This window comes from Roseateles flavus (assembly GCF_039872765.1).
Taxonomy (GTDB): Bacteria; Pseudomonadota; Gammaproteobacteria; order Burkholderiales; family Burkholderiaceae_C; genus Roseateles_B; species Roseateles_B flavus.
The window spans coordinates 140,431-162,410 of sequence record NZ_JBDPZC010000003.1 but is presented as its reverse complement, the minus strand read 5'-3'; the positions used below and the strand labels follow the sequence as shown (position 1 = coordinate 162,410).

17 protein-coding genes and 1 other RNA gene are annotated in these 21,980 nt (G+C 69.8%); 12 read left to right on the top strand and 6 right to left on the bottom strand.

Going from position 1 to position 21,980, the window contains the following annotated elements; genetic code table 11:
- Positions 1-60 precede the first annotated feature (60 nt).
- A complete protein-coding gene (argA, locus tag ABDJ40_RS08605; RefSeq protein ID WP_347608778.1) occupies positions 61-1,398 on the bottom strand; it encodes an amino-acid N-acetyltransferase in 1,338 nt (445 codons plus the stop codon).
- A 125-nt stretch (positions 1,399-1,523) separates the two neighbouring features.
- Here argA and ABDJ40_RS08600 point away from each other — a divergent pair, with 125 nt between their 5' ends.
- From ABDJ40_RS08600 to ABDJ40_RS08585, 4 genes are all read left to right on the top strand, one after another.
- Positions 1,524-1,913 carry a VOC family protein gene (locus tag ABDJ40_RS08600; protein ID WP_347608776.1) on the top strand — a complete coding sequence of 130 codons (390 nt, stop codon included), beginning with the start codon at positions 1,524-1,526 and terminating at the stop codon, positions 1,911-1,913.
- A gap of 233 nt (positions 1,914-2,146) precedes the next feature.
- Positions 2,147-6,151 (top strand): ATP-dependent RNA helicase HrpA, encoded by a 4,005-nt coding sequence (hrpA, locus tag ABDJ40_RS08595; RefSeq protein ID WP_347608774.1) that lies wholly within the window; start codon positions 2,147-2,149, stop codon positions 6,149-6,151.
- A gap of 182 nt (positions 6,152-6,333) precedes the next feature.
- Positions 6,334-8,235 (top strand): serine/threonine protein kinase, encoded by a 1,902-nt coding sequence (locus tag ABDJ40_RS08590; RefSeq protein ID WP_347608772.1) that lies wholly within the window; start codon positions 6,334-6,336, stop codon positions 8,233-8,235.
- Positions 8,236-8,325: 90 nt separating this feature from the next.
- The gene (locus ABDJ40_RS08585) at positions 8,326-10,689 is read left to right on the top strand and encodes a protein kinase domain-containing protein (protein ID WP_347608770.1); all 2,364 of its coding nucleotides are present in this window, start codon (positions 8,326-8,328) and stop codon (positions 10,687-10,689) included.
- Positions 10,690-10,781: 92 nt separating this feature from the next.
- On the opposite strand, the gene ffs is transcribed toward ABDJ40_RS08585, so the two are convergent.
- Positions 10,782-10,879: signal recognition particle sRNA small type (ffs, locus tag ABDJ40_RS08580), an RNA gene on the bottom strand.
- A gap of 279 nt (positions 10,880-11,158) precedes the next feature.
- Here ffs and ABDJ40_RS08575 point away from each other — a divergent pair.
- A complete protein-coding gene (locus ABDJ40_RS08575; protein ID WP_347608768.1) occupies positions 11,159-11,593 on the top strand; it encodes a hypothetical protein in 435 nt (144 codons plus the stop codon).
- An 18-nt stretch (positions 11,594-11,611) separates the two neighbouring features.
- Here ABDJ40_RS08575 and ABDJ40_RS08570 read toward each other — a convergent pair whose 3' ends face one another.
- Positions 11,612-11,992, bottom strand: a complete 381-nt coding sequence (locus tag ABDJ40_RS08570) for a SirB2 family protein (protein WP_347608766.1) — start codon at positions 11,990-11,992, stop codon at positions 11,612-11,614.
- A 136-nt stretch (positions 11,993-12,128) separates the two neighbouring features.
- Positions 12,129-13,253 carry an AIR synthase-related protein gene (locus tag ABDJ40_RS08565; protein ID WP_347608764.1) on the bottom strand — a complete coding sequence of 375 codons (1,125 nt, stop codon included), beginning with the start codon at positions 13,251-13,253 and terminating at the stop codon, positions 12,129-12,131.
- 79 nt (positions 13,254-13,332) lie between these two features.
- On the opposite strand from ABDJ40_RS08565, the gene dnaX reads away from it, so the two are divergent.
- The 5 genes from dnaX to ABDJ40_RS08540 all read left to right on the top strand — a co-directional run bounded on the left by dnaX (position 13,333) and on the right by ABDJ40_RS08540 (position 18,105).
- On the top strand, positions 13,333-15,468 hold the full coding sequence (gene dnaX, locus ABDJ40_RS08560) for a DNA polymerase III subunit gamma/tau (RefSeq protein WP_347608762.1): 2,136 nt from the start codon (positions 13,333-13,335) through the stop codon (positions 15,466-15,468).
- Positions 15,469-15,538: 70 nt separating this feature from the next.
- Positions 15,539-15,868: a YbaB/EbfC family nucleoid-associated protein gene (locus ABDJ40_RS08555; protein ID WP_269630515.1), complete on the top strand. Its 330-nt coding sequence runs from the start codon at positions 15,539-15,541 to the stop codon at positions 15,866-15,868.
- A 131-nt stretch (positions 15,869-15,999) separates the two neighbouring features.
- Positions 16,000-16,623 (top strand): recombination mediator RecR, encoded by a 624-nt coding sequence (recR, locus tag ABDJ40_RS08550; protein ID WP_347608760.1) that lies wholly within the window; start codon positions 16,000-16,002, stop codon positions 16,621-16,623.
- Positions 16,624-16,719: 96 nt separating this feature from the next.
- Positions 16,720-17,112 carry an MAPEG family protein gene (locus ABDJ40_RS08545; protein ID WP_269629570.1) on the top strand — a complete coding sequence of 131 codons (393 nt, stop codon included), beginning with the start codon at positions 16,720-16,722 and terminating at the stop codon, positions 17,110-17,112.
- Positions 17,113-17,241: 129 nt separating this feature from the next.
- A complete protein-coding gene (locus ABDJ40_RS08540; protein WP_347608757.1) occupies positions 17,242-18,105 on the top strand; it encodes an alpha/beta hydrolase in 864 nt (287 codons plus the stop codon).
- Positions 18,106-18,126: 21 nt separating this feature from the next.
- Here ABDJ40_RS08540 and ABDJ40_RS08535 read toward each other — a convergent pair whose 3' ends face one another.
- Both ABDJ40_RS08535 and gloB read right to left on the bottom strand, forming a co-directional pair.
- Entirely contained in the window at positions 18,127-19,743 is a 1,617-nt protein-coding gene (locus ABDJ40_RS08535; protein WP_347608755.1) for a transglycosylase SLT domain-containing protein, read from the bottom strand.
- A complete protein-coding gene (gene gloB / locus ABDJ40_RS08530; protein WP_347608753.1) occupies positions 19,740-20,546 on the bottom strand; it encodes a hydroxyacylglutathione hydrolase in 807 nt (268 codons plus the stop codon). Before gloB ends, ABDJ40_RS08535 begins: the two co-directional genes overlap by 4 nt.
- Positions 20,547-20,590: 44 nt before the next feature.
- Here gloB and ABDJ40_RS08525 point away from each other — a divergent pair, with 44 nt between their 5' ends.
- Both ABDJ40_RS08525 and rnhA read left to right on the top strand, forming a co-directional pair.
- Entirely contained in the window at positions 20,591-21,442 is an 852-nt protein-coding gene (locus ABDJ40_RS08525; RefSeq protein ID WP_347608751.1) for a class I SAM-dependent methyltransferase, read from the top strand.
- The gene (gene rnhA / locus ABDJ40_RS08520; RefSeq protein WP_269629565.1) at positions 21,439-21,918 is read left to right on the top strand and encodes a ribonuclease HI; all 480 of its coding nucleotides are present in this window, start codon (positions 21,439-21,441) and stop codon (positions 21,916-21,918) included. The genes ABDJ40_RS08525 and rnhA overlap by 4 nt, the downstream gene beginning before the upstream one ends.
- Positions 21,919-21,980: the final 62 nt, after the last annotated feature.

Here is a 21,980-nt window from a genome sequence, read left to right as displayed (position 1 = left end):
TAGCGCGCGGCTGAAAAACCTGGGGAAACTGGGGTCGGGAAGGCGCGGTCCGGGAAGGGCTCAGAGCTTCTTGACCAGCACCTGGGAGCGGCGGTCCCAGTTGTATTTGCGCTTGCGTTCCTCGGGCAGCCAGTCTGGGTCCACCTGCGCGAAGCCGCGCTTGATGAACCAGTGCATGGTGCGGGTGGTCAGCACGAAGATGCTGTGGAGGCCCATGGCCTTGGCGCGCTGCTCCACACGCTTGAGGATGCGGTCGCCGTCACCCTGACCTTGCACGGCAGGCGAGACGGTGAGAGCCGCCATTTCGGCAGTCTTGGCCTCCACATAGGGATAGAGGGCCGCGCAACCGAATATCACGCCATCGTGCTCGATCACGGAATAGAGCTCGATATCCCGCTCGATTTCCGTGCGATCGCGCTTGACCAGCGTGCCGTCGCGTTCGAAGGGCTCGATCAGGGCGATGATGCCGCCGATGTCGTCGGCATTGGCCTCGCGCAGGCTTTCGAGTTTCTCGTCCACCACCATGGTGCCGATGCCGTCGTGGGTGTAAACCTCCTGCAGCAGGGCCCCGTCCACCGCCAGCGGCAATATGTGGGAACGCTCCACGCCGGCCTGGCAGGCCTTTACGCAATGCTGCAGGTAGAAATTCACGTCCAGTGGATCCGTGGGCGCGGGTTTGCCGGCCAGCATGCGCTCGGCGTCGGCCAGGGCCAATTCGGTATCGATGGCGCTGTCGGGATCGCCCGGATTTTCCGGCACGCCGGCCACTTCACAGACGAACAGCAGTTTGTCCGCCTGCAGGGCAATGGCCGTGCTCGTGGCCACGTCTTCCATGCTGAGATTGAAGGCCTCGCCGGTGGGGGAGAAACCAAAGGGTGACAGCAGCACCACGGCGCCCGTATCCAGGGCGCGCTGGATGGCGGTGGCGTCCACCTTGCGGACAAGGCCGCTGTGCTGGAAATCCACGCCGTCGACGATACCCACGGGCCGCGCGGTCAGGAAATTGCCCGACACCACCCGCACTGCGGCATTCGCCATGGGGGTATTGGGCAGGCCCTGGGAAAATGCCGCCTCAATCTCGAAACGCAGCTGGCCGGCCGCCTCCTGGGCGCAGTCCAGGGCGATGGCGTCGGTCACGCGCATGCCATGGCTGTAGCGCGAGGTCTGGCCCTTGGCGGCCAGCTGCTCGTTCACCTGCGGCCGAAAGCCATGCACCAGCACGATGTTGATGCCCATGGCGTGCATGATGGACAGGTCCTGCACAAAGGCATTGAGCTTGCCTGCCGCCACCAGCTCCCCGGTCATGCCGACCACGAAAGTCTCGCCGCGGTAGGCGTGGATGTAGGGCGCCACGGCGCGGAACCAGGGCACGAAGGTGTGGGGAAAGACCAGACTCATGGGCCCCGATTGTGCCGCAGCTGCAGGGCTTTCCCGGGGGGCGGGCCATGGCCCGGCACTTGCGCAAGCCCAGAGCCGGCGGGAGGATGGTCCTCCCCCGACTTCACCTTGCCAGGAGATCGATCATGGACGTCTTCACCACCCCGGGCGCCTTCAGCTGGTCCGAATTGATGACCCAGGATCCCGCCCGTGCGGCCGAGTTCTACGGCAGCCTCTTCGGCTGGACCATCGAGGCCATGGACATGCCCATGGGCAAGTACTACGTGGCCAAGGTCGGCGAGGTGGCCGTGGGCGGCATGGCCAGCTGCCCCGAGGGCGCACCGGCCATGCCGCCTGCCTGGGGCTGCTACGTGACCGTCGCCAGCGTGGACGACACCATCCGTCGCTGCGAGGCCCTGGGTGGCAAGGTGCTGATGCCGGCCATGGACGTGCCCACTGTCGGGCGCATGGCCTGCATCCAGGACCCGCAGGGGGCCACCGTGAACGTCATCAGCTACTTCCCGCGAGAGGGCTGAAGGGCGGCCGGCGCTGCCTTTGCGGCATTGCATCGCGGGGCACGGATAATCCGCGCGCCGTGAATTCCAAGAAGAACCCTCCCTCCGCCCTTGCAGCGGCCTTTGCCGAGGCCGCCTCTGCACGCCCGTCCGATCCAGCCGGCGAGCCGCCGGCGCACGAACGCCCCCAGCCCGCCGTGCCGTCTGCGCAGCCCTCCCGCCCGCGCCGGCAAGAGCGGCCCGCCCAGGCGGCGATGGGCCCTGACCGAGGGGAAGGCCGGCCCCGGCGGCCTGCAGCTGAGGGCGACGCGCGTGCCGCGGGCGCCGGTGAACGCCGCCCCGGCGGGGACAGGCCCGCGCAGCGCAGCAGTCCGGCAGGTGAGCCGACGGGCGGTGCGCCGGCCAGGCCGCGCGAGCGCCGCCCGCAGCGCGAGGCGCCGGCCAATCCGCTGCCTCCCATCACCTTCCCCGAGAGCCTGCCGGTCTCGGCGCGGCGGGAGGAGATCGCTCGCCTGATGAGCGAGCACCAGGTGATCATCGTCTGCGGCGAAACAGGCTCGGGCAAGACCACCCAGCTGCCCAAGATCGCCCTGGCCCTGGGCCGCGGCCGGGCCAACGGCGGCGGGCTGATCGGCCATACCCAGCCGCGGCGCATCGCGGCCTCCAGCGTGGCCAAGCGCATCGCCGAGGAGCTCAAGACGCCGCTGGGCGAGGTGGTGGGCTACAAGGTCCGCTTCCAGGACCGCCTACAGCCGGGCGCCAGCGTCAAGCTGATGACCGACGGCATTCTGCTGGCCGAGACACAGACCGATCCGCTGCTCAAGGCCTACGACACCCTCATCATCGACGAGGCCCACGAGCGCAGCCTCAACATCGATTTCCTGCTGGGCTATCTGCGCGAGATCCTGGCCCGCCGGCCCGAGTTGAAGGTGGTCGTGACCTCGGCCACCATCGATGCCGAGCGCTTCGCCGCACATTTCGCCTCGGCCAAGGGGCCGGCGCCGGTGGTGATGGTCTCCGGCCGCACCTTCCCCGTCGAGCAGCGCTACCGGCCTTTCGAGGAAAGCCGCGAGTACGACCTCAACAACGCCATCTGCGACGGCGTCGACGAGCTGTGGCGCGAGGGCTCGGGCGATGTGCTGGTCTTCCTGCCCGGCGAGCGCGAGATCCGCGAGGCCGCCGAGGCCCTGCGCAAGCACCATCCGCCCGGCGTGGAGGTGCTGCCCCTGTTCGCGCGGCTCTCGCAGCAGGAGCAGGACCGCGTCTTCGAGACCGGCGGCGCGCCGCGCATCGTGCTGGCCACCAATGTGGCCGAGACCTCGCTGACGGTGCCGGGCATCCGCTACGTGATCGACGCCGGCACGGCCCGCGTCAAGCGCTACAGCTACCGCAACAAGGTCGAGCAGCTGCAGATCGAGCCGGTGAGCCAGGCGGCAGCCAACCAGCGCGCCGGCCGCTGCGGACGCGTGGCCAACGGCATCTGCATCCGGCTCTACGACGAGAAGGACTTCCTCGGCCGCCCGCGCTTCACCGACCCGGAGATCCTGCGCTCCTCGCTGGCCGGCGTGATCCTGCGCATGAAGGCGCTGCACCTGGGCACGGTCGAGGACTTCCCCTTCATCGAGCCGCCGCCGCGCAAGGCCATCGCCGACGGCTACCAGCTGCTGGCCGAGCTGGGCGCGGTGGACGACCGCAATGAGCTCACCGACATCGGCAAGGAGCTCTCGAAGCTGCCGCTGGATCCGCGCGTGGGCCGCATGATCCTGGAGGCCAAGCGCCGGGACGCGCTGACCGAGGTGCTCGTCATTGCCAGCGCGCTGAGTGGCCAGGATGTGCGCGACCGCCCGATGGAGCAGCAGCAGCAGGCCGACGAGAAGCACAAGAAGTTCGACGACGAGAAGTCGGAGTTCATGGGCTATCTGAAGCTGTGGAAGTGGCTGGAAGAGGGCAAAGGGGGGCAGGGCGAACACAAGCTCTCCAACCGCCGCTACGAGCAGCTGCTGCGGGACAACTTCGTCAGCCCGCGCCGCGTGCGCGAGTGGCGGGACATCCACTCGCAGCTGCACACCGTGGTGGCCGAGCATGGCTGGCGCCTCAACGGCAGCCCGGCCACCTACGACCAGGTGCATCTCTCGATGCTGGCGGGCTTCCTGGGCAATATCGGCTGCAAGAGCGACGACGACGAGTGGTACCTCGGCGCACGCGGCATCAAGTTCTGGCGGCATCCGGGGGCGCATCTGTCCAAGAAGCCGGGGCGCTGGATCGTGGCGGCCGAGCTGGTGGACACCACGCGCCTCTATGGGCGCGGCCTGGCCAACATCGACGTCAACTGGATCGCGCCGATGGCCGGTCACCTGCTCAAGACCCAGCTGCTGGAGCCGCACTGGGAGAAGAAGGCGGCCGAGGTGGTGGCCTTGGAGCGCGCCACGCTGTATGGCATCGTCATCTACAACAACCGCCGTGTGAACTTCGGCCGCGTGGACCCGGTGGCCGCGCGCGACATCTTCATCCGCGAGGCCCTGGTCAATGGCGAATGGGACACCAAGCTGCCCTTCCTGGCCCACAACCAGAAGCAGATCGCCAAGGTCGAGGAGCTGGAGCACAAGTCGCGCCGGCAGGATGTGCTGGTGGACGAGGGCCTGATCTACGCCTACTACGACCAGCAGCTGCCGGCCGAGGTGTGCTCCGGGGCGACCTTCGAGAAGTGGTACCGCGAGGCCGGCCGTGGCAATCCGCGCCTGCTGCACCTCAGCCGCGACGAGCTGATGCGCCACGAGGCGGCCGGCATCACCAGCAACGCCTTCCCCAAGATGCTCCGCCTGGGCGGCGTGGACTGCAAGACCGAGTACCTGCACCAGCCGGGTGACGCGCGCGACGGCGTCACGGTCACCGTGCCCATCTTCGCGCTCAACCAGGTCAACGAGGACCAGTGCGAGTGGCTGGTGCCGGGCATGCTGGAGGCCAAGGTCCTGGCCCTGCTCAAGAGCCTCTACCAGAAGCCCCGCGCGCGGCTCACGCCGCTGCCGGACTTCGTGGCGGAGTTCATCGAGCTGAACCCCTTCGCCCAGGGCAGCCTCATGGACGTGCTGGTCAAGGCCGTGCGCGAGCGCAGCCAGATTGCCGTGCAGCGCAATGACTTCAAGCTGGAGCAGGTGCCGCCCCACCTGTTCATGAACTTCCGCGTGGTGGATGAGCACGGCCGCCAGCTGGGCCAGGGGCGCAATCTGGCGGCCCTGAAGGCCGAGCTGGGCGCCCAGGCGCGCTCGGCCTTCCAGGCCCTGGCCGCGCTGAAGCTGCAGAGCCAGGCTGTGCCCGAGGCGGCCCCGGCGCCCGCGCCCATCACCACGCCGGGTGGCGGCAAGGCTTTGCGCGCGGAGGTGCGCATGCCCGCGCCCAAGCCGCAGCAGGCGGCCCAGGCCTACACCGCCTGGACCTTCGGCGAGCTGCCCGAGCTGATGGAGATCCAGAAGGGCGGGCAGACGCTGATCGGCTTCCCGGCGCTGATCGACAAGGGAGCGCAGGTGGAGATCGAGGTCTTCGACGAGCCCGAGGTGGCCGCCGCCCGGCACCGTGCCGGCCTGCGTCGCCTCGTCGCACTGCAGATCCGCGAGCCGCTGAAGTACCTGGAGAAGAACATCCCCGACCTGCAGAAGATGGCCGTGGCCTTCATGAGCCTGGGCACGGCCGAGGAACTGCGGGACCAGATCATCGACGTGGCCCTGGACCGCGCCTTCCTGGTCGACCCGCTGCCCACGGACGAGTTCAGCTTCAAGGCCCGCATCGAGGAGGGCCGCACGCGGCTCAACCTGATCGCCCAGGAGGTCGCACGGCTGGCGGGCACGGTGCTGGTCGAGTACCAGGCTGCGCTGCGCAAGCTCAAGGACAGCCGGGCGCCCAAGGAGGTGGCCGAGGACATCCAGGCCCAGCTGCAGCGCCTGTGCGGCAAGCGCTTCGTGCTGCAGACGCCCTGGGCCCAGCTGCAGCACTACCCGCGCTACCTCAAGGGCATCACCCTGCGCCTGGACAAGCTCCGTGCCGACGCCGCCCGCGATGCCAAGTGGATGGCCGAGTACCGGCCGCTGGAGCAGCGCTGGCAGCGCCGGCTGAGCGAGCTCAAAGGCAGCTCGGACGCGCGGATGGATGATTTCCGCTGGCAGCTGGAGGAGTTGCGCGTCAGCCTGTTCGCGCAGGAGCTGCGCACACCCCAGCCCGTCAGCGTCAAGCGTCTGGAGAAGGTCTGGACCCAGCTGAGCCACTGAAGAGGGCTCAGCCCCCCAGGTCGGCGGCGTGAATTCGCCACGCCCGGGCCGAGAAGCTGAAAAAGCTGTCATGCCCGCGCCAGTTCAGGCTATGCCCGGCTGGCGCTTCGCGCTCAAATAGAGCAAGTTGGGGGGCGGGCCGTTCAGGTCCCGCCCACATTAACCAGGTCCAGAACGTCTCCGTGTCCTCTACGCCCGCCACCACCGCCACAGCCGCGCCGGCCGCGCCCTTGCGCCGTTTCGGCCGCTTCGAGCTGCGTGCCCTGCTCAGCAAGACGCCGCGCAGCCTGCTGTGGCTGGTGTTCGATCCCCGCAATGGCCAGGAACTGCTGCTGTCCATGCCCCGCGAGAAGCCCGCCAGCGCGGAGGCACTCGCGCAGTGGAAGCGCACCGCCGACGCCGGGGCGCGCGTCAATCATCCGAACCTGGCCCATGTCGTCGAGCAGGGCGAGGTGGAGCTGTGGCCCTACCTGGCCTACGACCGCGCGCTGGGCGAAACGCTGGAGGAGCGCCTGCGTCGCCAGCCCGCGCCGCTGCCCCTGGATGTCGCCGCCTGGGTCAGCCAGCTGCTGGAAGGTCTGGCCTATGCCCACGAGGCCGGCCATGTGCACCGCGATCTGCAGCTGGCCCATGTGCTGATCAATGCCACGGACCAGATCCGCCTGGTCGGCCTGGAGGTGGCGCAGGACCTGACGGGCACGGCCCAGGACTTCAACACGCAGAGCCGCAGCGCCGTCCGTGAGGCGGCCGAGCAGGACGTGCTGTGCGCGGGCCTGCTGCTGCACCGCCTGCTGAGCGGCAAGCCGGTGCTGGACCAGGCTGACCTGCGTCAGGTGCTGGACCTCATGCAGCCCCAGGGGCGCGAACTGGTGCGCCTGGGCTGGGAGACCCCGCACCCCATCCCCGAGGCCCTGCGCGCCATCGCCAACCGCTCGACTGACCGCCAGGCGCGCCAGCGCTACCACCAGGCCCGCACCTTCCTGCGGGCCCTCGACGGCTGGCGCACGGCCGCTGAGCAGGACGAGGGCGGCCCCATCGCCCTGCTGATGGACAAGCTCCAGCGCTTCGGCCACCTGCCTGCGAGCTCGGCCCGCCTGTCGCGCATCCTGGGTGCGGCAGGCCTGGAGGGGCAGCATGCCGCGGCCCTGTCCAGCCTGGTACTGGATGACATGGCCCTGACCCTGGAGCTGCTGCGCCGGGTCAACAACGCGCTCAAGCAGAGTGGCGCCGCCAACAGCGGCACCATGCTGAACATGCAGCGCGCCGTCGCGATGATCGGGCTCAACGGCCTGCAGGCGGCGGTGCGTTCGCTCAAGCCCTGGCCGGGGCCCATGTCCGAGCTGCAAGCCACGGTGATGCGCAGCCTGATGAAGCGCGTGCACCGCGCCGGCCTCATCGCGCAGAACCTGCGTCCGGCGGGCTACGACCCCGAAGTGATCTACCTCGTCTGCCTGCTGCAGAACCTGGGGCGCCTGCTGCTGCAATACCACTTCCCTGACGACGCCCAGCAGATCCGCCAGCTGATGCTGCCCCCGGAGCCCACGGAGGAAGCGCCGCATCCTCCGGGCATGAGCGAGCAGGCCGCAGCCTACGCGGTGCTGGGCTGTGACCTGGACGCCCTGGGCAGTGCCGTGGCCCGCTATTGGGGCCTGGATGCTGACGTGCAGCACATGATGCACCGGGCCTCGCCCGATGCGCCGGTGCGCCATGCCGGCCATGACACCGACATCATCCGGCTCACCTGCAGCTTCGCCAACGAACTGGTGGACGCCATGGTGCAGCCCGAGGGCCGCCGCAAGCAGGCGCTGGAGCTGGCCACGCGCCGCTATGCCCGCGTGCTGGGCCTGGGCCTGCGCGAGGTGATGGAAGCCTTGAAGCCCGAGACGGCGCGCAAGGAGGCGGTGGCGAGCCATGGCCCCGAGGCCGCGCGCGAGATCGGCTCGGCCAACCTCACCCTGACCGCCAACCTGGACATCCCGCCCATCGTGCCGTCGGTACCGCCCGACGGGCCGCAGGCCTCCGCCCTGCGCCGGCGCCTGGCCGGCGAGGACGCCGCCCCGGACACGCTCCCCGAGCAGCGCTGACATCCCGCCCGCCTGATCACCTCTCCGCAACAATCCTCCATGCACGCACCCGACAGCCCAAGCAGACCACCGCAGATCGGGCGTTTCCGGGTGTTGCGTGAACTCGGGCGCGGCGCTCAGGCCACCGTGTGGCTGGCCCATGACCCACGGCTGGACCGGGACGTCGCCCTGAAGGTGCTGGCCCCCGCGGCGGACCCGGCCCTCATCGACGCCGGCCTGCACGAGGCCCGCGCGGTGGCCCGCCTGATGCACCCGCACATCGTGCCGGTCTTCGAGGCCGACCAGCAGGATGGCCAGGCCTACATGGTCTTCGAGTACGTGGCGGGCCTCACGCTGACGGAGAAGCTGCAGCGCAACCCCGTGATGAAGGCGCGCGAGGCGGTGGAGCTGATGCTGGGCGTGCTGGACGGCCTGATGGCCGCGCACGAGACCGGGGTCGTGCACCGGGACCTCAAGCCCAGCAACATCCTCATCGACGCCAAGGGCCGGGCCCGCATCCTGGATTTCGGCATTGCCGACTGGACCAGTGACCCCAGCCATCGCCGCCGGGTGGTGGGCACGCCGGGCTATCTCTCGCCGGAGGCGGCGCAGGGCCTGGCGCCATCGCCTGTCATGGACGTCTTCGCCGTGGCGGTGATGCTGTCCGAGATGCTCAGCGGCCGGCGCCTCAACTACGATCCCGACCCCTGGAAGGCCGTGCGCCGGGTGGTCGACGAGGATCTGCAGCTGCCTGATGGCCTGGACCCGGACGTTGACGACGCGCTGCGGGCCATCGTCCAGCGCGGCCTGGCCCGCGACCCGGCACTGCGCTGGCCCACGGCACGGGCCCTGCACGATGCGCTGGCTGAATGGCTGCATCCGCCGGTGATGAGCACCAGCAGTGCGGCCGACAACGGCACGCTGGACTTCCTCATGCGGCGCATGCGCCACCGCTCGGACTTCCCGGCAATGTCGGAGTCCATGACGCGCATCCAGCGCATCACCTCGTCTGAGAACGAGAGCCTCAACAGCCTGTCCAACGAGATCCTCAAGGACGTGGCCCTGACCCACAAGCTGCTGCGCCTGGTCAACACGGTGCAGTACACGCATGCCGGCGGGGGCAGCATCAGCACGGTGTCGCGCGCGGCGGCGCTGATCGGCTTTGCGGGCATCCGCAACCTGGCCCTGTCCCTGATCCTGCTCGAGCGCATGGAGAACAAGGCCCATGCGCGGGTGCTGCGCGAGGAGTTCCTGCGCTCGCTGATGGCGGCCTCGCTGGCGCGCGAGCTGTGCCCCGCGGAGCGCGAGAGCGAAGAGGCCTTCCTCGTGGGCATGCTGCAGAACCTGGGGCGGCTGCTGACCGAGTTCTACTTCCCCGAGGAGGCGCAGCAGATCCGCCGTTTCGTGCGGCCCGAGCGGGGGCAGGGCGCGGCGGCCGCGGCGCCCATCAGCGAGGGGGCGGCTTCGCAGCAGGTGCTGGGGCTCAGCTTCGAGCAGCTGGGCCTGGGCGTGGCCCGCCAGTGGGGGCTGCCGGATGCCCTGCAGCGCGGCATGAGCCGGCCGGAGGGCGAAGCCCCGCCGCGCCTGCTGGAGCAGGGCACCGAGCGCCTGCGCTGGCTGGCGAGAGCGGCCAATGACGTGACCGACGTGATCCTGCACAGCGAGCCCAACGAGGCCCATGCCAAGGTCCGCCACATGGGGCAGCGCTATGCGCGTGCCCTGGGCCTCAGCGCCGAGCGCATCGACCAGGCGGCAGACCAGGCCCGCCAGCGCCTGTCCCAGCTGGCCGAGGCCATGGAGATACGCCTGCCCAAGAGCTCGCAGGCCCAGCGTCTGCTGGCGCCGCTGTCGGCTTCGCCTGACGATGACAGCCTGTCTCCGCTGGAACTGCATGCGACGGCCTTGTACGAACCCACGCAGGTGATGACGCCGGCCACCGCGCCTCGCCAGCCCGCGGCCGAGGTGCTGGCCGCCGGCATCCATGACGTCACCAACGTCATGGTGGAGAACTTCAAGCTCAATGAAGTGCTGCGCATGATCCTGGAGACCATCTACCGCGGCCTGGGCTTCCGGCGCGTGGTGTTCTGCCTGCGGGATCCGCGCAGCAACGCCCTGACCGGCCGCTTCGGCCTGGGCGAGCAGGTGGAGCAGGTGGTGCCCCTGTTCCGCGTGCCCTTGCAGGTGGCCGAGGGCCAGCAGGCCGACCTGTTCAGCGCCGTCTGCCAGAAAGGGGCGGACACCCTCATCGCCGACGCCTCCCAGCCCCGCATCGCCGAGCGCCTGCCCTCCTGGTTCCACGGCAGCGTGCATGGCGCCAGCTTCCTGATCCTGCCCCTGGTGATGAAGGGCAGCAGCTTCGCGATGATCTACGCCGATCGCGCCGAGGCCGGCAGCCTGAACCTCGACGAGAAGGAGCTCTCCCTGCTGCGCACCCTGCGCAACCAGGCCGTGATGGCCTTCAAGCAGGCGAGCTGAGTCCGGGCCCAGAGGGCGTCCGGGCAAGAAAAAACCCGGCCTGGGCCGGGTTCTTTGTGTGCCGCTGCGAGGCAGCGTGCACGGGTGTTGGGGTTGACGAGCCTTACCCCCGGCACTGGTCACAACGGTTAGGGCTGCTTGGTTCCCCACCTGACCCGGTTGGCCGCGCTTCCATGCGAGGAGGCCCGTCAGCGCGCATTGTATGCGATCGGAAGGGCACTCCCGGGAAAGCCGGTCGATGCCGTCCTTTGCCTCGCTTCGCGCAGGATTGCACGAGCGCTGCCGAGCCGAGGGCTTCCATTGCCGGGAGCGAGGCCTGTAGAATCCGACCCGTGCTGAGACATCTGTCCGGCACACCGCCGATTTACCAACTACTTGCGGGCGGTCAACAAGTACGGCTAAAGCGTTGCGGCTCCGATGATGCCCCGGGCCGGCAAACGCCGGTGATGAGGGCACTCGGAGTTTTTTCATGCACGGTCTCGCCGATTTCGATCGCCTCCTCAGCGGCCACGCCGCCGCCTCGCGCCACTGGCTGCGCAACACCCCCACCGCCCGCCCGCAGAGCCGGCTGCTGCGCGATCCGCAAGGGCATGTCGTTGCCGAATGGCAGGGCCAGCCCCGTCTGGCGGACATCCTCGCCGCGGCCCATCGTCTGCAAGCGGGCGACTGGTGCGGCGTGCTGGCCGAGGAAGGCACGCAGGGCTCTCTGAACCCCGCCTGGCGTCTCGCGCTCTTCCGCGCCGATCGCCATGGCCAGCCCCGCCTGGGCCGCGACACCGGCCCGCTCTGGATCAGCCCCGCCCTGAAGGCCTGCGCAGGTGAGCGCCCCGCCGCGCTGCTGCAGTCCCTGCGCCGTGCCGCCGTGCAGGCCCTGTGGGCACAGGGCTGGCGCCTGTCGGCCTGACCAGCGCTTCGCCCCGCCTCAGGCCAGGCCCAGCCACGCAGAGCGTGTGATGGACGCGCCCATCATGTAGGCCAGCAGCAGCAGCGACAGCAGATAGCCCAGCAGCCGGAACTCGCCGCGGCCCATCGCCCAGTGGGCGCAGACGGTATAGCCCACCAGGGCGATCAGCTTGGCGGTGAGCCAGGTGTCGCGGGTGAGGGAGTAGCCGATGGAGCCCCAGAGGCTGAGGCCGCAGACGGTGAGCATGGTGTCCACGCCGAAGACCACGGCGCGCAGCCTCACGTCCATGGACCATTCGGCCCCGAACTGGAAGGCCAGGCCGCGGATCAGGAACAGCACCACGCTGCACCAGGCCAGCAGGCTGTGGATGAACACCATCTGGCTGTAGAACCAGTCCATCTTGTCTTGTCTCCTCTCCCCGGGGAGCTTGTCCTGCCGGGCGAGGCGCTGTCAAGCCGGGCTCGCCAGGATCCAGGCATGAAAAAACCTGCCGAGGCCGCAGGCCTGGGCAGGTCTTGGGTAGCGCCGACAGGGGTCAGCGCAGCTGCAGGTCGTCGTCGCTGAAGCGGATGTTCAGGGGCTCGATCAGCAGCTGCTTCTCGCCCTCTTCGAGCTGACCCGCCACCCAGGCGTCGATGCCGCAGGCCTGGGAGATCTCGACCACCTTCGCGGCCTGGTCTGCCGGCACGAAGATGGCGAAGCCCGCACCCATGTTCAGCGTGGAGTAGGCCTCGCGGTCGTCCTGCTTGGCGTGGTCCTGCATGAACTTGAGCACCGGCGTGACCGGCGGCACCGTGTGGATGCGGTAGGTGAACTGGCCGGGGTGGCGCAGCAGCTTGCGCCAGCCGTGGCCGGTGATGTTGGCGCAGTAGTGCGGGATGATCCCGGCCTTGTACAGGGCCTCGGTGACGGGCGAGTACAGCACCGTGGGGGCCAGCAGGGCCTCCCCATAGCTCAGGCCGGGGCTGATCTCGGTGAGGTAGCCCTGGGGCAGGCGCTCGACCAGCTTGCGGGCCAGGGACAGGCCGTTGGCATGGATGCCGCTGGAGGCCAGCAGCACGATGGCATCGCCGGCGCCGAGCTTGTCGCCCACCGAGAGGCGCTCCTTGGGGTTGATCAGGCCGGTGCAGGAGGCGGCCAGGTCGATGCGGCCTTCCTCGACGATGCCGGCCAGGGCGGGCGTCTCGCCGCCGCCCCAGGCGACCTGGCAGGTGTCGCAGGCCTTCTTCCAGCCCTCCACCAGGGCTTGGGCGCGCAGCTTGTCGCCGAACCAGTCCGAGCCGCCGGCGGCCCAGTAGGCCTGCACCACCAGGGGCGTGGCGCCCACGGTGATCAGGTCGTTGATGGCCATGGCGATGGTGTCCTGGGCGATGCCGGCGTAGAAGCTCTTGCCCGTCAGCTTGGACATCTCATCGGCCACCAGGGTCTTGGTGCCCAGGCATTCGACGATGGAGGCCAGGTAGAAAGGGCCCACGTCCACCACATAGGCCGACTCGCCACGCGAGGCCTTCACCTCGGTGAAACCATGGCCGCCCAGATGGGCCGCGGTGGCCGCGGCGGCGCGCTGGGCGCTGATCTTCAGGGGGTCGATGAGGTCGTAGTTGACGCCGGCCTGTTCGTAGCTCAGCGTGTCGGGAGAGGAGGGGGCGTGCGTGCTCATGGGGCGCGATTATCGGTCATGGCCGGGACTTCCCCGAAGCGCCCGGCGCCGGGTCCGCCGGCCCGTAGAATCCGCCGCCATGAGCTACCAGGTTCTCGCCCGCAAGTACCGCCCCCACCGTTTCGAGGAACTGGTGGGCCAAGAGCACGTCGTGCAGGCGCTGGCCAATGCGCTGACGCAGCAGCGGCTGCATCACGCCTACTTGTTCACCGGGACCCGCGGCGTGGGCAAGACCACGGTCTCGCGCATCCTGGCCAAGAGCCTCAACTGCACCGGCGCGGACGGCAACGGCGGCATCACGGCCCAGCCCTGTGGCGTCTGCCCCGCCTGCCGGGACATCGACGCCGGCCGCTTCGTGGACTACGTGGAGCTGGATGCCGCCTCCAACCGCGGCGTCGAGGAAATCTCGCAGCTGCTGGACCAGTCGGTCTACAAGCCGGTGGTGGGGCGCTTCAAGGTCTACATGATCGACGAAGTGCACATGCTCTCGAACACCGCCTTCAACGCCATGCTCAAGACGCTGGAGGAGCCGCCCGAGTACCTCAAGTTCGTGCTCGCCACCACCGACCCGCAGAAGGTGCCGGTGACCGTGCTGTCGCGCTGCCTGCAGTTCAACCTGCGCCCCATGGCGCCGCAGAACGTGCAGATGCACCTGGGCCGCGTGCTGGAGGCGGAGCAGGTGCCGGTGGATGCCGGCTCGCTGCGCCTGCTGGCCCGCGCGGCGCGCGGTTCCATGCGCGATGCGCTCTCGCTGACCGATCAGGCCATCGCCTTCGGCTCGGGCACGCTCAGCGAGGACGGTGTGCGCCAGATGCTGGGCACGGTGGACCGCAGCCATGTGATCGCCATTCTCGACGCCCTGATCGCGGCGGACGGCCCGGCCGTCGTGGCCGCGGCGGACCGTCTGCGTGACCTGGGCCTCTCCGCCGCCGGCACGCTGGAAGATCTGGCCACGGCCCTGCAGCAGATGGCCATCGCCCAGGCCGCGCCTGGCGCCCTCGACCCGCAGGACCCGGACAGCGCCGAAGCACAGCGCCTGGCCGCCGCCCTGCCGTCCGACGAGATCCAGCTGATGTACAGCATGGCCCTGCATGGCCGCCAGGAACTGCCGCTGGCGCCGGACGAATACGCCGGTCTGGTGATGGTGCTACTGCGCATGCTGGCCTTTCGTCCCCGGGGCGGGGCGGGCCTGAGCCCGGGCAGCACACCTGCTGCCGCGCCTGCGGCCGCGACCTCGTCTTCCGCAGCCGCGGCGCCCCTGCTGCGGCCTGCCGCAGCCGCAGCCATGGCGGTGCCGGCGCGCATGCCGGCCGCCGAGCCTGCGGTGGCGCCCGTGGCTGCTGTGCCCGCGGCGGCAGTCACCGAGGCCGCGTCTGCCCCCGCGGCCCTGGCAATGCCCCTTGCCGCGCCAGCCCCAGTTGCTCCGGGGGAGGCCGCTGCCGACGCAGCGTCGGCCGAGCCCGCTGCAGCGGCGCAGGGGCCCGTGGAGCCGGCTGGCGAGCCCCCGCTGGAGCCGCCGCAAGCCCTGTCTAGGGCCGAACCTCAGAAGCCTGTGGCGGCCCAGGCGCCGGCGCAAGGCATCCTGGCCCGTTCGCGTTCTGGCGAAGCCGTCTCCCCGAGTGCCCGCCTGCGTCCGCGCCCGGTGGTCCATGCCGACGCGCCGGAGGCGGAGGGGGACGAACCCCCGCCCTGGCTGGACGCGCCTCCCGCGGATGAGGACGGCGCGATCATGGCCTCCGACGCGGGCCTGGACCTGCCCGAGCCCAGCCCGCGCGGCGAAGGCGGCTATGCCTCCACCGCCGGTGGCGCGATCGCCCTGCAGGCCACGGCGCTGGGCGAGCGCTGGGCCGGCATCATGAAGCAGCTGGGCCTGACCGCGCTGCCGCGTGAACTGGGCATGCAGGCCGAGTGCCTGGCCGTCGACGAGAGCGTGCAGCCGCAGCAGTGGCGCTTCCGGGTGGAGCGCGATTCGCTGCGCCAGCCGGCGCTGAAGGACAAGCTGCAGGCCGCGCTGGCGGCGCATCTGCAGGCGGAGGTGCGCATCGAGCTCGAGACCGGCGTCGCCACCGACTCCCCGGCGCTGCGCGAGGCCACCGAAGTCCAGGCCCGGCAGCGCCGCGCTGAACAGATCATCCTCGAGGACCCGCTGGTCAAGGAACTGCTGGCGCAGTTCAAGACGGCACGCATCGTGCCCGGGTCCATCAAGCCTCACTGAGCGCTGGAGCATTGGCTGCTCCGAACCAGACGCTCAGCCTTTGACACTGACAACGAAACCAGGAGTGTGAATCATGATGAAGGGTCAACTTGCCGGCCTGATGAAGCAGGCGCAGGCCATGCAGGACAACCTCAAGAAGGCCCAGGACGAACTGGCCCTGGTCGAGGTGGAAGGCCAGTCCGGCGCCGGTCTGGTCAAGGTCCTGATGACCTGCAAGCACGACGTCAAGCGCGTCACCATCGACCCCAGCCTGCTGGCCGATGACAAGGACATGCTGGAAGACCTCGTCGCCGCCGCCTTCAACGACGCCGTGCGCCGCGCCGAGCAGGTCAGCACTGAAAAGATGGGCAAGCTCACTGCTGGCATGCCCCTGCCTCCTGGCATGAAATTTCCGTTTTAAGGCTCCCCCCTACGGGCTTCGCCCGCCCCCCAGGGGGCACAGCCGCAGGACCGGCGGAGCCGGATCCTCGGTTGTCGCTGGATGTGCAGGCATCGGCCCCTCGGGCCTTGCCTGCTCTCTCGAGGAGCCACATGCGCAGGGGCGGCGAAGTCGGATTCCCGGAAGTCACCTCATTGAACGCACTTGAGCAATTGATCGATGCGCTGCGCTGCCTGCCGGGTGTGGGGCAGAAGTCGGCGCAGCGGATGGCCTATCACCTGTTGCAGCATGACCGGGCGGGCGCGGTGCGTCTGTCGGAGGCACTGCGGGCGGCAGGGGAGCGGGTGGGGCACTGCGACCGCTGCTACACCTTCAGCGAGGCCGGCCTGTGCGAGATCTGCCAGGACGAGGGGCGGGATGCGCGGCTGCTGGCCGTCGTTGAAACGCCCGCGGACCAGGCGGCGCTGGAACGCACCGGCTCCTACCGCGGCTACTACTTCGTGCTGCAGGGGCGGGTGAGCCCGCTGGATGGCATCGGCGGTCGGGAGATCGGCGTGAGCCAGCTGCTGGAGCGGGCCCAGGATGGCGCGCTCGAAGAGGTCATCCTGGCCACCAGCTTCACCGCCGAGGGCGAAGCCACGTCCCACGTGCTGGCCCAGGCCCTGCGCTCGCGCGGGATCAAGGCCACGCGCCTGGCACGCGGCGTGCCGGTGGGCAGCGAGCTGGAATACGTGGATCTGGGTACCATCGCGCACGCCCTGGTGGACCGGCGCTGAGCGTCGGCGCCCGCCTCAGGGCACGCATCAGGCCCCGCGCCTGCCACTGACCCGGCGGCACAGTCCAGCCCCGAACTCAGCCGAGAAAGGCAAGACATGACCCTCGCCAACACCTGCATCATCGTCGCAGCGCTGCTGCCCATCGTCTGCGCCGGCCTGGCGAAGTCCAGAGGCTTCGGCAAGCGCCGTCGCGACGGCGGCTATGACAACCACGACCCGCGCAGCTGGATGGCCGGCCTGCAGGGCTGGCAGGCCCGCGCCAATGCTGCGCAGGCCAACAGCTTCGAGGCCTTGCCGCTGTTCATCGCCGGTGTGCTGGCGGCGCAGCAGATGCAGGCGCCGCAGGACCGCATCGACCTCCTGGCCGCCGCCTTCATCGGTGTGCGCCTGGTCTATATCGGCGTCTACCTGGCCGACCTGGCCACGCTGCGCTCCCTCATCTGGGCCCTGGGCCTGGCCTGCTCGATCGGGCTGTTCTTCCTGCGCTGAACCGCAAGACCTGACCCCGGCAAGACCTGACCCCGGGAGCGAGACCGTGTGCGCCTGGCGTGCAGGCCACGCGCGGTCCCGCCGGCGCCCGCATGACCGTGGGCCCCATCGCGCTTAAAGTTGCCCGCCATGAACACGCAACGACGCCTGCATTTGCTCCGGGCCCTGGCCCTGGCCACCGGCATGCCGCTTCTCTCCGGACGAGGCCTGGCCGCGGCGGACCCCTCCCTGGAGCCGAGCGCGGTCGAGCCCCTTCGGCTGGGCGGCGAAAGCCTGCTGCTGCCCTCGGCGGTGCTGGGCGAAACGCGCCGCATCAACGTCTACCTGCCCCAGCCCTATCAGCAGCAGGAGGGCCTGCACCTGCCCCTGCTGCTGATGCCCGATGGCGGCATGGCCGAGGACTTCCCGCATGTGGCAGGCCTGCTGCAGGTGGGCGTTGCCAACGGCACGGTGCGGCCGCACATCCTGGTGGGCATCGAGAACACCCAGCGCCGCCGCGATCTCACGCCGCCCAGCGCGGATGCGCGGGACCGCGCCATCGCGCCGCAGATTGGCGGCTCGGCGGCCTTCCGGCGCTTCCTGGCCGAGGAGTTGCTGCCGCTGCTGCACACGCGCTACCGCTGCACGGCCGAGCGCGCCATCATCGGCGAGTCGCTGGCCGGGCTCTTTGTGCTGGAGACGATGCTGCAGGCACCGCAGCTGTTCGGCACAGGCATCGCGATCGACCCCAGCCTGTGGTGGAACCGCGAGCAGCTGCTGAAGGACCTGCCGGCTCAGGCCGCAGGCCTGGCGGGGCACCGCCTCTTCATCGCCAGTGCCGACAAGGACGGCAACACCGCGCCCATCCGCCGTTTCGTGGCCGGCCTGCGGCGGCTGCGCCCTCAGGGCCTGGACTGGCACTACCAGCCCATGGCCGGCGAGGGCCATGCCACCGTCTATCACCCGGCGGCCCTGCTGGCGATGCGCCGGCTGCTCAAGCCGGCGAATTCCTGACCGGGAAGGCGCAGCCCATGCTCAGCGCTGGGCCAGGCTGGGGCTGTTGCGCCCGTTGAGCGCCAGGCGGGTGCCGCTGGGCTTGCTGCCGACCTTGGTGGCGCGGGCGTTCGTGGCCTTGGTGGCCTTCTTGCTGCCCGCGCTGCTGGATGCCACGCGTACCGGTGCGGCATTGGGGCTGTAGACCACCAGGGTCTGGCCCGCCTTCAGCGCGGCCTTGCTGCTCAGCTTGTTCCACTGTGCGAACTGGTCCACGCTGACGCGGTAGCGGGTGGCCAGGCTGGCCACGGTGTCGCCGCGGGCGGCCTTGAACTGCAGACGTCGCAGGGGCGGGGTGTCGGGTGTCAGGGCCATGCTGGCGTTCTCGGCCAGGTGCTCTGAGACGTCCTGGTCCCGGTGCGCGGTGCGTGGTACCAGCAGCGTCGAGCCCTGCTTGACCAGCATGCGCGGCGGGATGGTATTGACCTCACGCAGCTGGCCTTCGTTCATGCCCACGTGCTTCGCGGCGTCGGCCGGACTCATGGTCTTGGGCACGACCCAGGCCGTCCAGGTGGCCAGCGGGCCTTCATGCGCCGCCAGGTTGGCCACGAAGGCGCCGGCGTTGTCATAGGGCAGCAGGATCTGGGGCGTGCTGGCCGCAAGGATCACCGGCTTGTTCATCTGGGGGTTGAAGGCCTTGAAGGCCTCGACCTCCATGCCGGCCAGGCGGGCGGCCACGTCCACATCCATGTCGCGCTCGATGCGCACGGTCAGGAAGTAGGGGTGGTTGGCGACGTCGGGCAGGGCCAGGCCATAGGCCTCGGGGCGCAGCACGATGTTCTTCACGGCCTGCAGCTTGGGCAGGTAGTAGCGGGTCTCGTCGGGGATGCGCAGGCTGTCGTAGTCGATGGGCAGGCCGGCGGCCAGGTTGCGCTTGACGGCCTTCTGCACATTGCCCGGGCCCCAGTTGTAGGCGGCCAGGGCCAGCTGCCAGTCACCGTCGAACATCTTGTTCAGGCGGCCCAGGTAGTCCAGTGCGGCACGGGTGGAAGCCAGCACGTCGCGGCGGTCGTCGCGGAAGATGTTCTGCTTGAGCGCGAAATCGCGGCCCGTGGCGGGCATGAACTGCCACATGCCCACGGCCTTGGCGGTGGACTGGGCGTCGGTGCGGAAGGCGCTCTCCACGAAGGGCAGCAGGGCCAGCTCGGTGGGCATGCCGCGCTTCTCGACCTCTTCCACCACATGATAGAGGTAGCGGCTGCCGCGCTCGGTCATGCGCTGGACGTAGTCGGGGCGGGCGGCATACCAGGCCTCGGCCTTGCGCACGCCCTCGTTGCTGAGCTCGGGCATGGCAAAGCCCTTGCGCACGCGGGCCCAGAGGTCGGCGCGGGCGTTGGCGTCGGCCAGGTCGATCTTCTCGCCGGGGTTGAGGGTGTCCTCGAGCAGACCGTAGTCCAGGGCCGCGGGGGCGTGCTGGACGATGGGCGGCAGCTCGGCGGCATTGCCGGCCGGGCCGGCGCCGGTGGGGGCCAGGGCGCCGGCCGCCGGGGTGTCCGCGGCGCGGGGGGCGTGGGCGCAGGCACCGAGCAGGAGCAGGGCGCAGAGGCCGAGGACGCTTCGCGGCTGGGACAGCAGGGGCAGGGCGGGCAACTTCATCATCTGAATTCGTTCTTCCACAGGCGCAGGGCGCTGAAGACGGCCAGGGGCTCGTCCGCATCGCCGTTGACGGCGCAAGGCTCGGAGGCGAGCCGGGCACTGACCGCAGACTTCACGGCAGGCTCCCGGCAGCGCAGGAATGGATTGATCAACAACTCGGTCGCCAGCAGGGCCGGCAGGGTCGGGTCTTGCGCCGCCCGGCGGGCCTCGCACCAGGCCTCATGTCGGGCCAGGGCTTCGTTGGCGGGCTCAATGGTCCTCGCAAATCGCAGATTCGACAAGGTGTATTCATGGGCGCAGCAGATCCGCGTCTGATCTGGCAGGGCGGCCAGGCGCTGCAGCGAGGCATGCAGCTGGGCCAGGCTGCCATCGAAGACACGGCCGCAGCCGGCCGAGAACAGCGTGTCCCCGCAGAACAGCAGGGGCGGCTGGCCGGCCTGTTGCAGCAGGTAACTCACGTGATCCGCGGTATGCCCGGGCGTGCCCAGCACCTCGAAGCGCTGGCCCAGCAGTTCCAGCCTCTGGCCGTCCTGCACGGGCACGCAGGGCTGGGGATTGAGCGCATGCGGCGGGGCGAAGACCTGACCCTCCAGCACGCCGCGCAGGCCGGCCACGCCGCCGATGTGATCGCCGTGGTGGTGCGTCACTAGAATGGCAGCGAGCCGCAGGCCCCGGGCCTGCAGCGCATCCAGCACCGGCGCGGCCTCGCCCGGATCGACGACCAAGGCTTGAACACCATCGTGCAGCATCCAGATGTAGTTGTCAGTGAAGGCCGGAAGGGCGATCCACTCAAGGGCGGCGGGCATGCGGAGGTGCGGGGGTGATCAGTCGGGAAGCGCAGATTGTAGAGTTGGCCCGCTGGCTGCAGACGCCGCCCGGCCGCTACCTGCTGGACTGGGAGCAGCGCCAGGTCGACGAGGCCGTGGTGGACCTCTTCGGCTTCAACGCCCTGCAGCTGGGCCTGCCCGAGCTGCAGGGCCTGCGCGCCAACCGCATGCGCCACCGCTGGCTGGCCCTGGACAGCGCCGAGCAGTTCGCCCTGCCGGCCCCGCCGCCTGAGGAGGGCACGGAGCCCGCCCCGCAGGCCTGCTTCAGCCAGTTCGACAGCAGCAGTCTGCTGATGGAGGCCGCGCCCACCCTGCGCTGCGCCTTCGATGCCCTGCCTTTCGAGGCCAACAGCCTGGACCTCATCGTGCTGCCGCATGCCCTGGAGCTGGCCGACGATCCGCATCAGACACTGCGCGAAGTGGAGCGGGTGCTTCGGCCGGAAGGGCGGTTGGTGGTCCTGGGCCTGAATCCGGCCAGCCTCTGGGGCCTGAGGCAGAATCTGGGCCGCCTGCGCCGACACGTGTGGCCGGGCAGCCCCGAGGGCCTGTTCCTGCCACGTGCCGGCGAGTTCATCGGCTACTGGCGCCTGCGCGACTGGCTGCGCCTGCTCAACTTCGAGGTCGAGCGCGCGCAGTTCGGCTGCTACCGTCCGCCCCTGCGCACCGAGCCCTGGCTCAAACGCTGGCAATGGATGGAAGGCGCCGGCATGCGCTGGTGGACGGTGCTGGGCGCCGTCTACTTCATGGTGGCCGTCAAGCGCGTGCATGGCATGCGCCTGGTGGGCCTGGCTCGCAACAAGAAACTCGCCGCCAAGGCCGCGCCGGCCGTGGCCATGCATCCCCATCCCCGCGACATCCAATCCCCTGATCCATGAGCGACACCGACAAGAAGCCCGCCCCTGCCATTGCCAAGCCCGAGGTCCTGATCTACACCGACGGCGCCTGCAAGGGCAATCCCGGCCCCGGCGGCTGGGGCGCGTGGCTGCGCTCGGGCGGCCATGAGAAGGAGCTCTTCGGTGGCGAGCTGGGCACCACCAACAACCGCATGGAGCTCACGGCCGTGATCGAGGCCCTGGCCTCGCTCAAGCGCAGCTGCAAGATCGTGCTCTACACGGACAGCGAGTACGTCCGCAAGGGCATGACCGAGTGGATCCAGGGCTGGCAGCGCCGTGGCTGGAAGACGGCAGACGGCAAGCCGGTCAAGAACGTCGAGCTGTGGCAGCGCCTGGACGCGCTGCGCAAGCTGCACGAGGTGGATTGGCGCTGGGTCAAGGGCCATGCGGGCGACCCGGGCAACGAGCGCGCCGATGCGCTGGCCAACAAGGGCGTCGCGCAAGCCGGTCGCCGCTGAGCCCGGCCCCCGGGTGGGGCAACCGCCATTCACACCGCCTGTTTCGTGCCCTGGCGCATTTC

Coding starts and splice junctions, on each gene's coding strand:
- argA (WP_347608778.1), bottom strand. CDS start 1,398: ATGAGTCTGGTCTTTCCCCACACCTTCGTGCCCTGGTTCCGCGCCGTG.
- ABDJ40_RS08600 (WP_347608776.1), top strand. CDS start 1,524: ATGGACGTCTTCACCACCCCGGGCGCCTTCAGCTGGTCCGAATTGATG.
- hrpA (WP_347608774.1), top strand. CDS start 2,147: ATGGGCCCTGACCGAGGGGAAGGCCGGCCCCGGCGGCCTGCAGCTGAG.
- ABDJ40_RS08575 (WP_347608768.1), top strand. CDS start 11,159: ATGCACGGTCTCGCCGATTTCGATCGCCTCCTCAGCGGCCACGCCGCC.
- ABDJ40_RS08570 (WP_347608766.1), bottom strand. CDS start 11,992: ATGGACTGGTTCTACAGCCAGATGGTGTTCATCCACAGCCTGCTGGCC.
- ABDJ40_RS08565 (WP_347608764.1), bottom strand. CDS start 13,253: ATGAGCACGCACGCCCCCTCCTCTCCCGACACGCTGAGCTACGAACAG.
- dnaX (WP_347608762.1), top strand. CDS start 13,333: ATGAGCTACCAGGTTCTCGCCCGCAAGTACCGCCCCCACCGTTTCGAG.
- recR (WP_347608760.1), top strand. CDS start 16,000: ATGCGCAGGGGCGGCGAAGTCGGATTCCCGGAAGTCACCTCATTGAAC.
- ABDJ40_RS08545 (WP_269629570.1), top strand. CDS start 16,720: ATGACCCTCGCCAACACCTGCATCATCGTCGCAGCGCTGCTGCCCATC.
- ABDJ40_RS08540 (WP_347608757.1), top strand. CDS start 17,242: ATGAACACGCAACGACGCCTGCATTTGCTCCGGGCCCTGGCCCTGGCC.
- ABDJ40_RS08535 (WP_347608755.1), bottom strand. CDS start 19,743: ATGATGAAGTTGCCCGCCCTGCCCCTGCTGTCCCAGCCGCGAAGCGTC.
- gloB (WP_347608753.1), bottom strand. CDS start 20,546: ATGCCCGCCGCCCTTGAGTGGATCGCCCTTCCGGCCTTCACTGACAAC.
- rnhA (WP_269629565.1), top strand. CDS start 21,439: ATGAGCGACACCGACAAGAAGCCCGCCCCTGCCATTGCCAAGCCCGAG.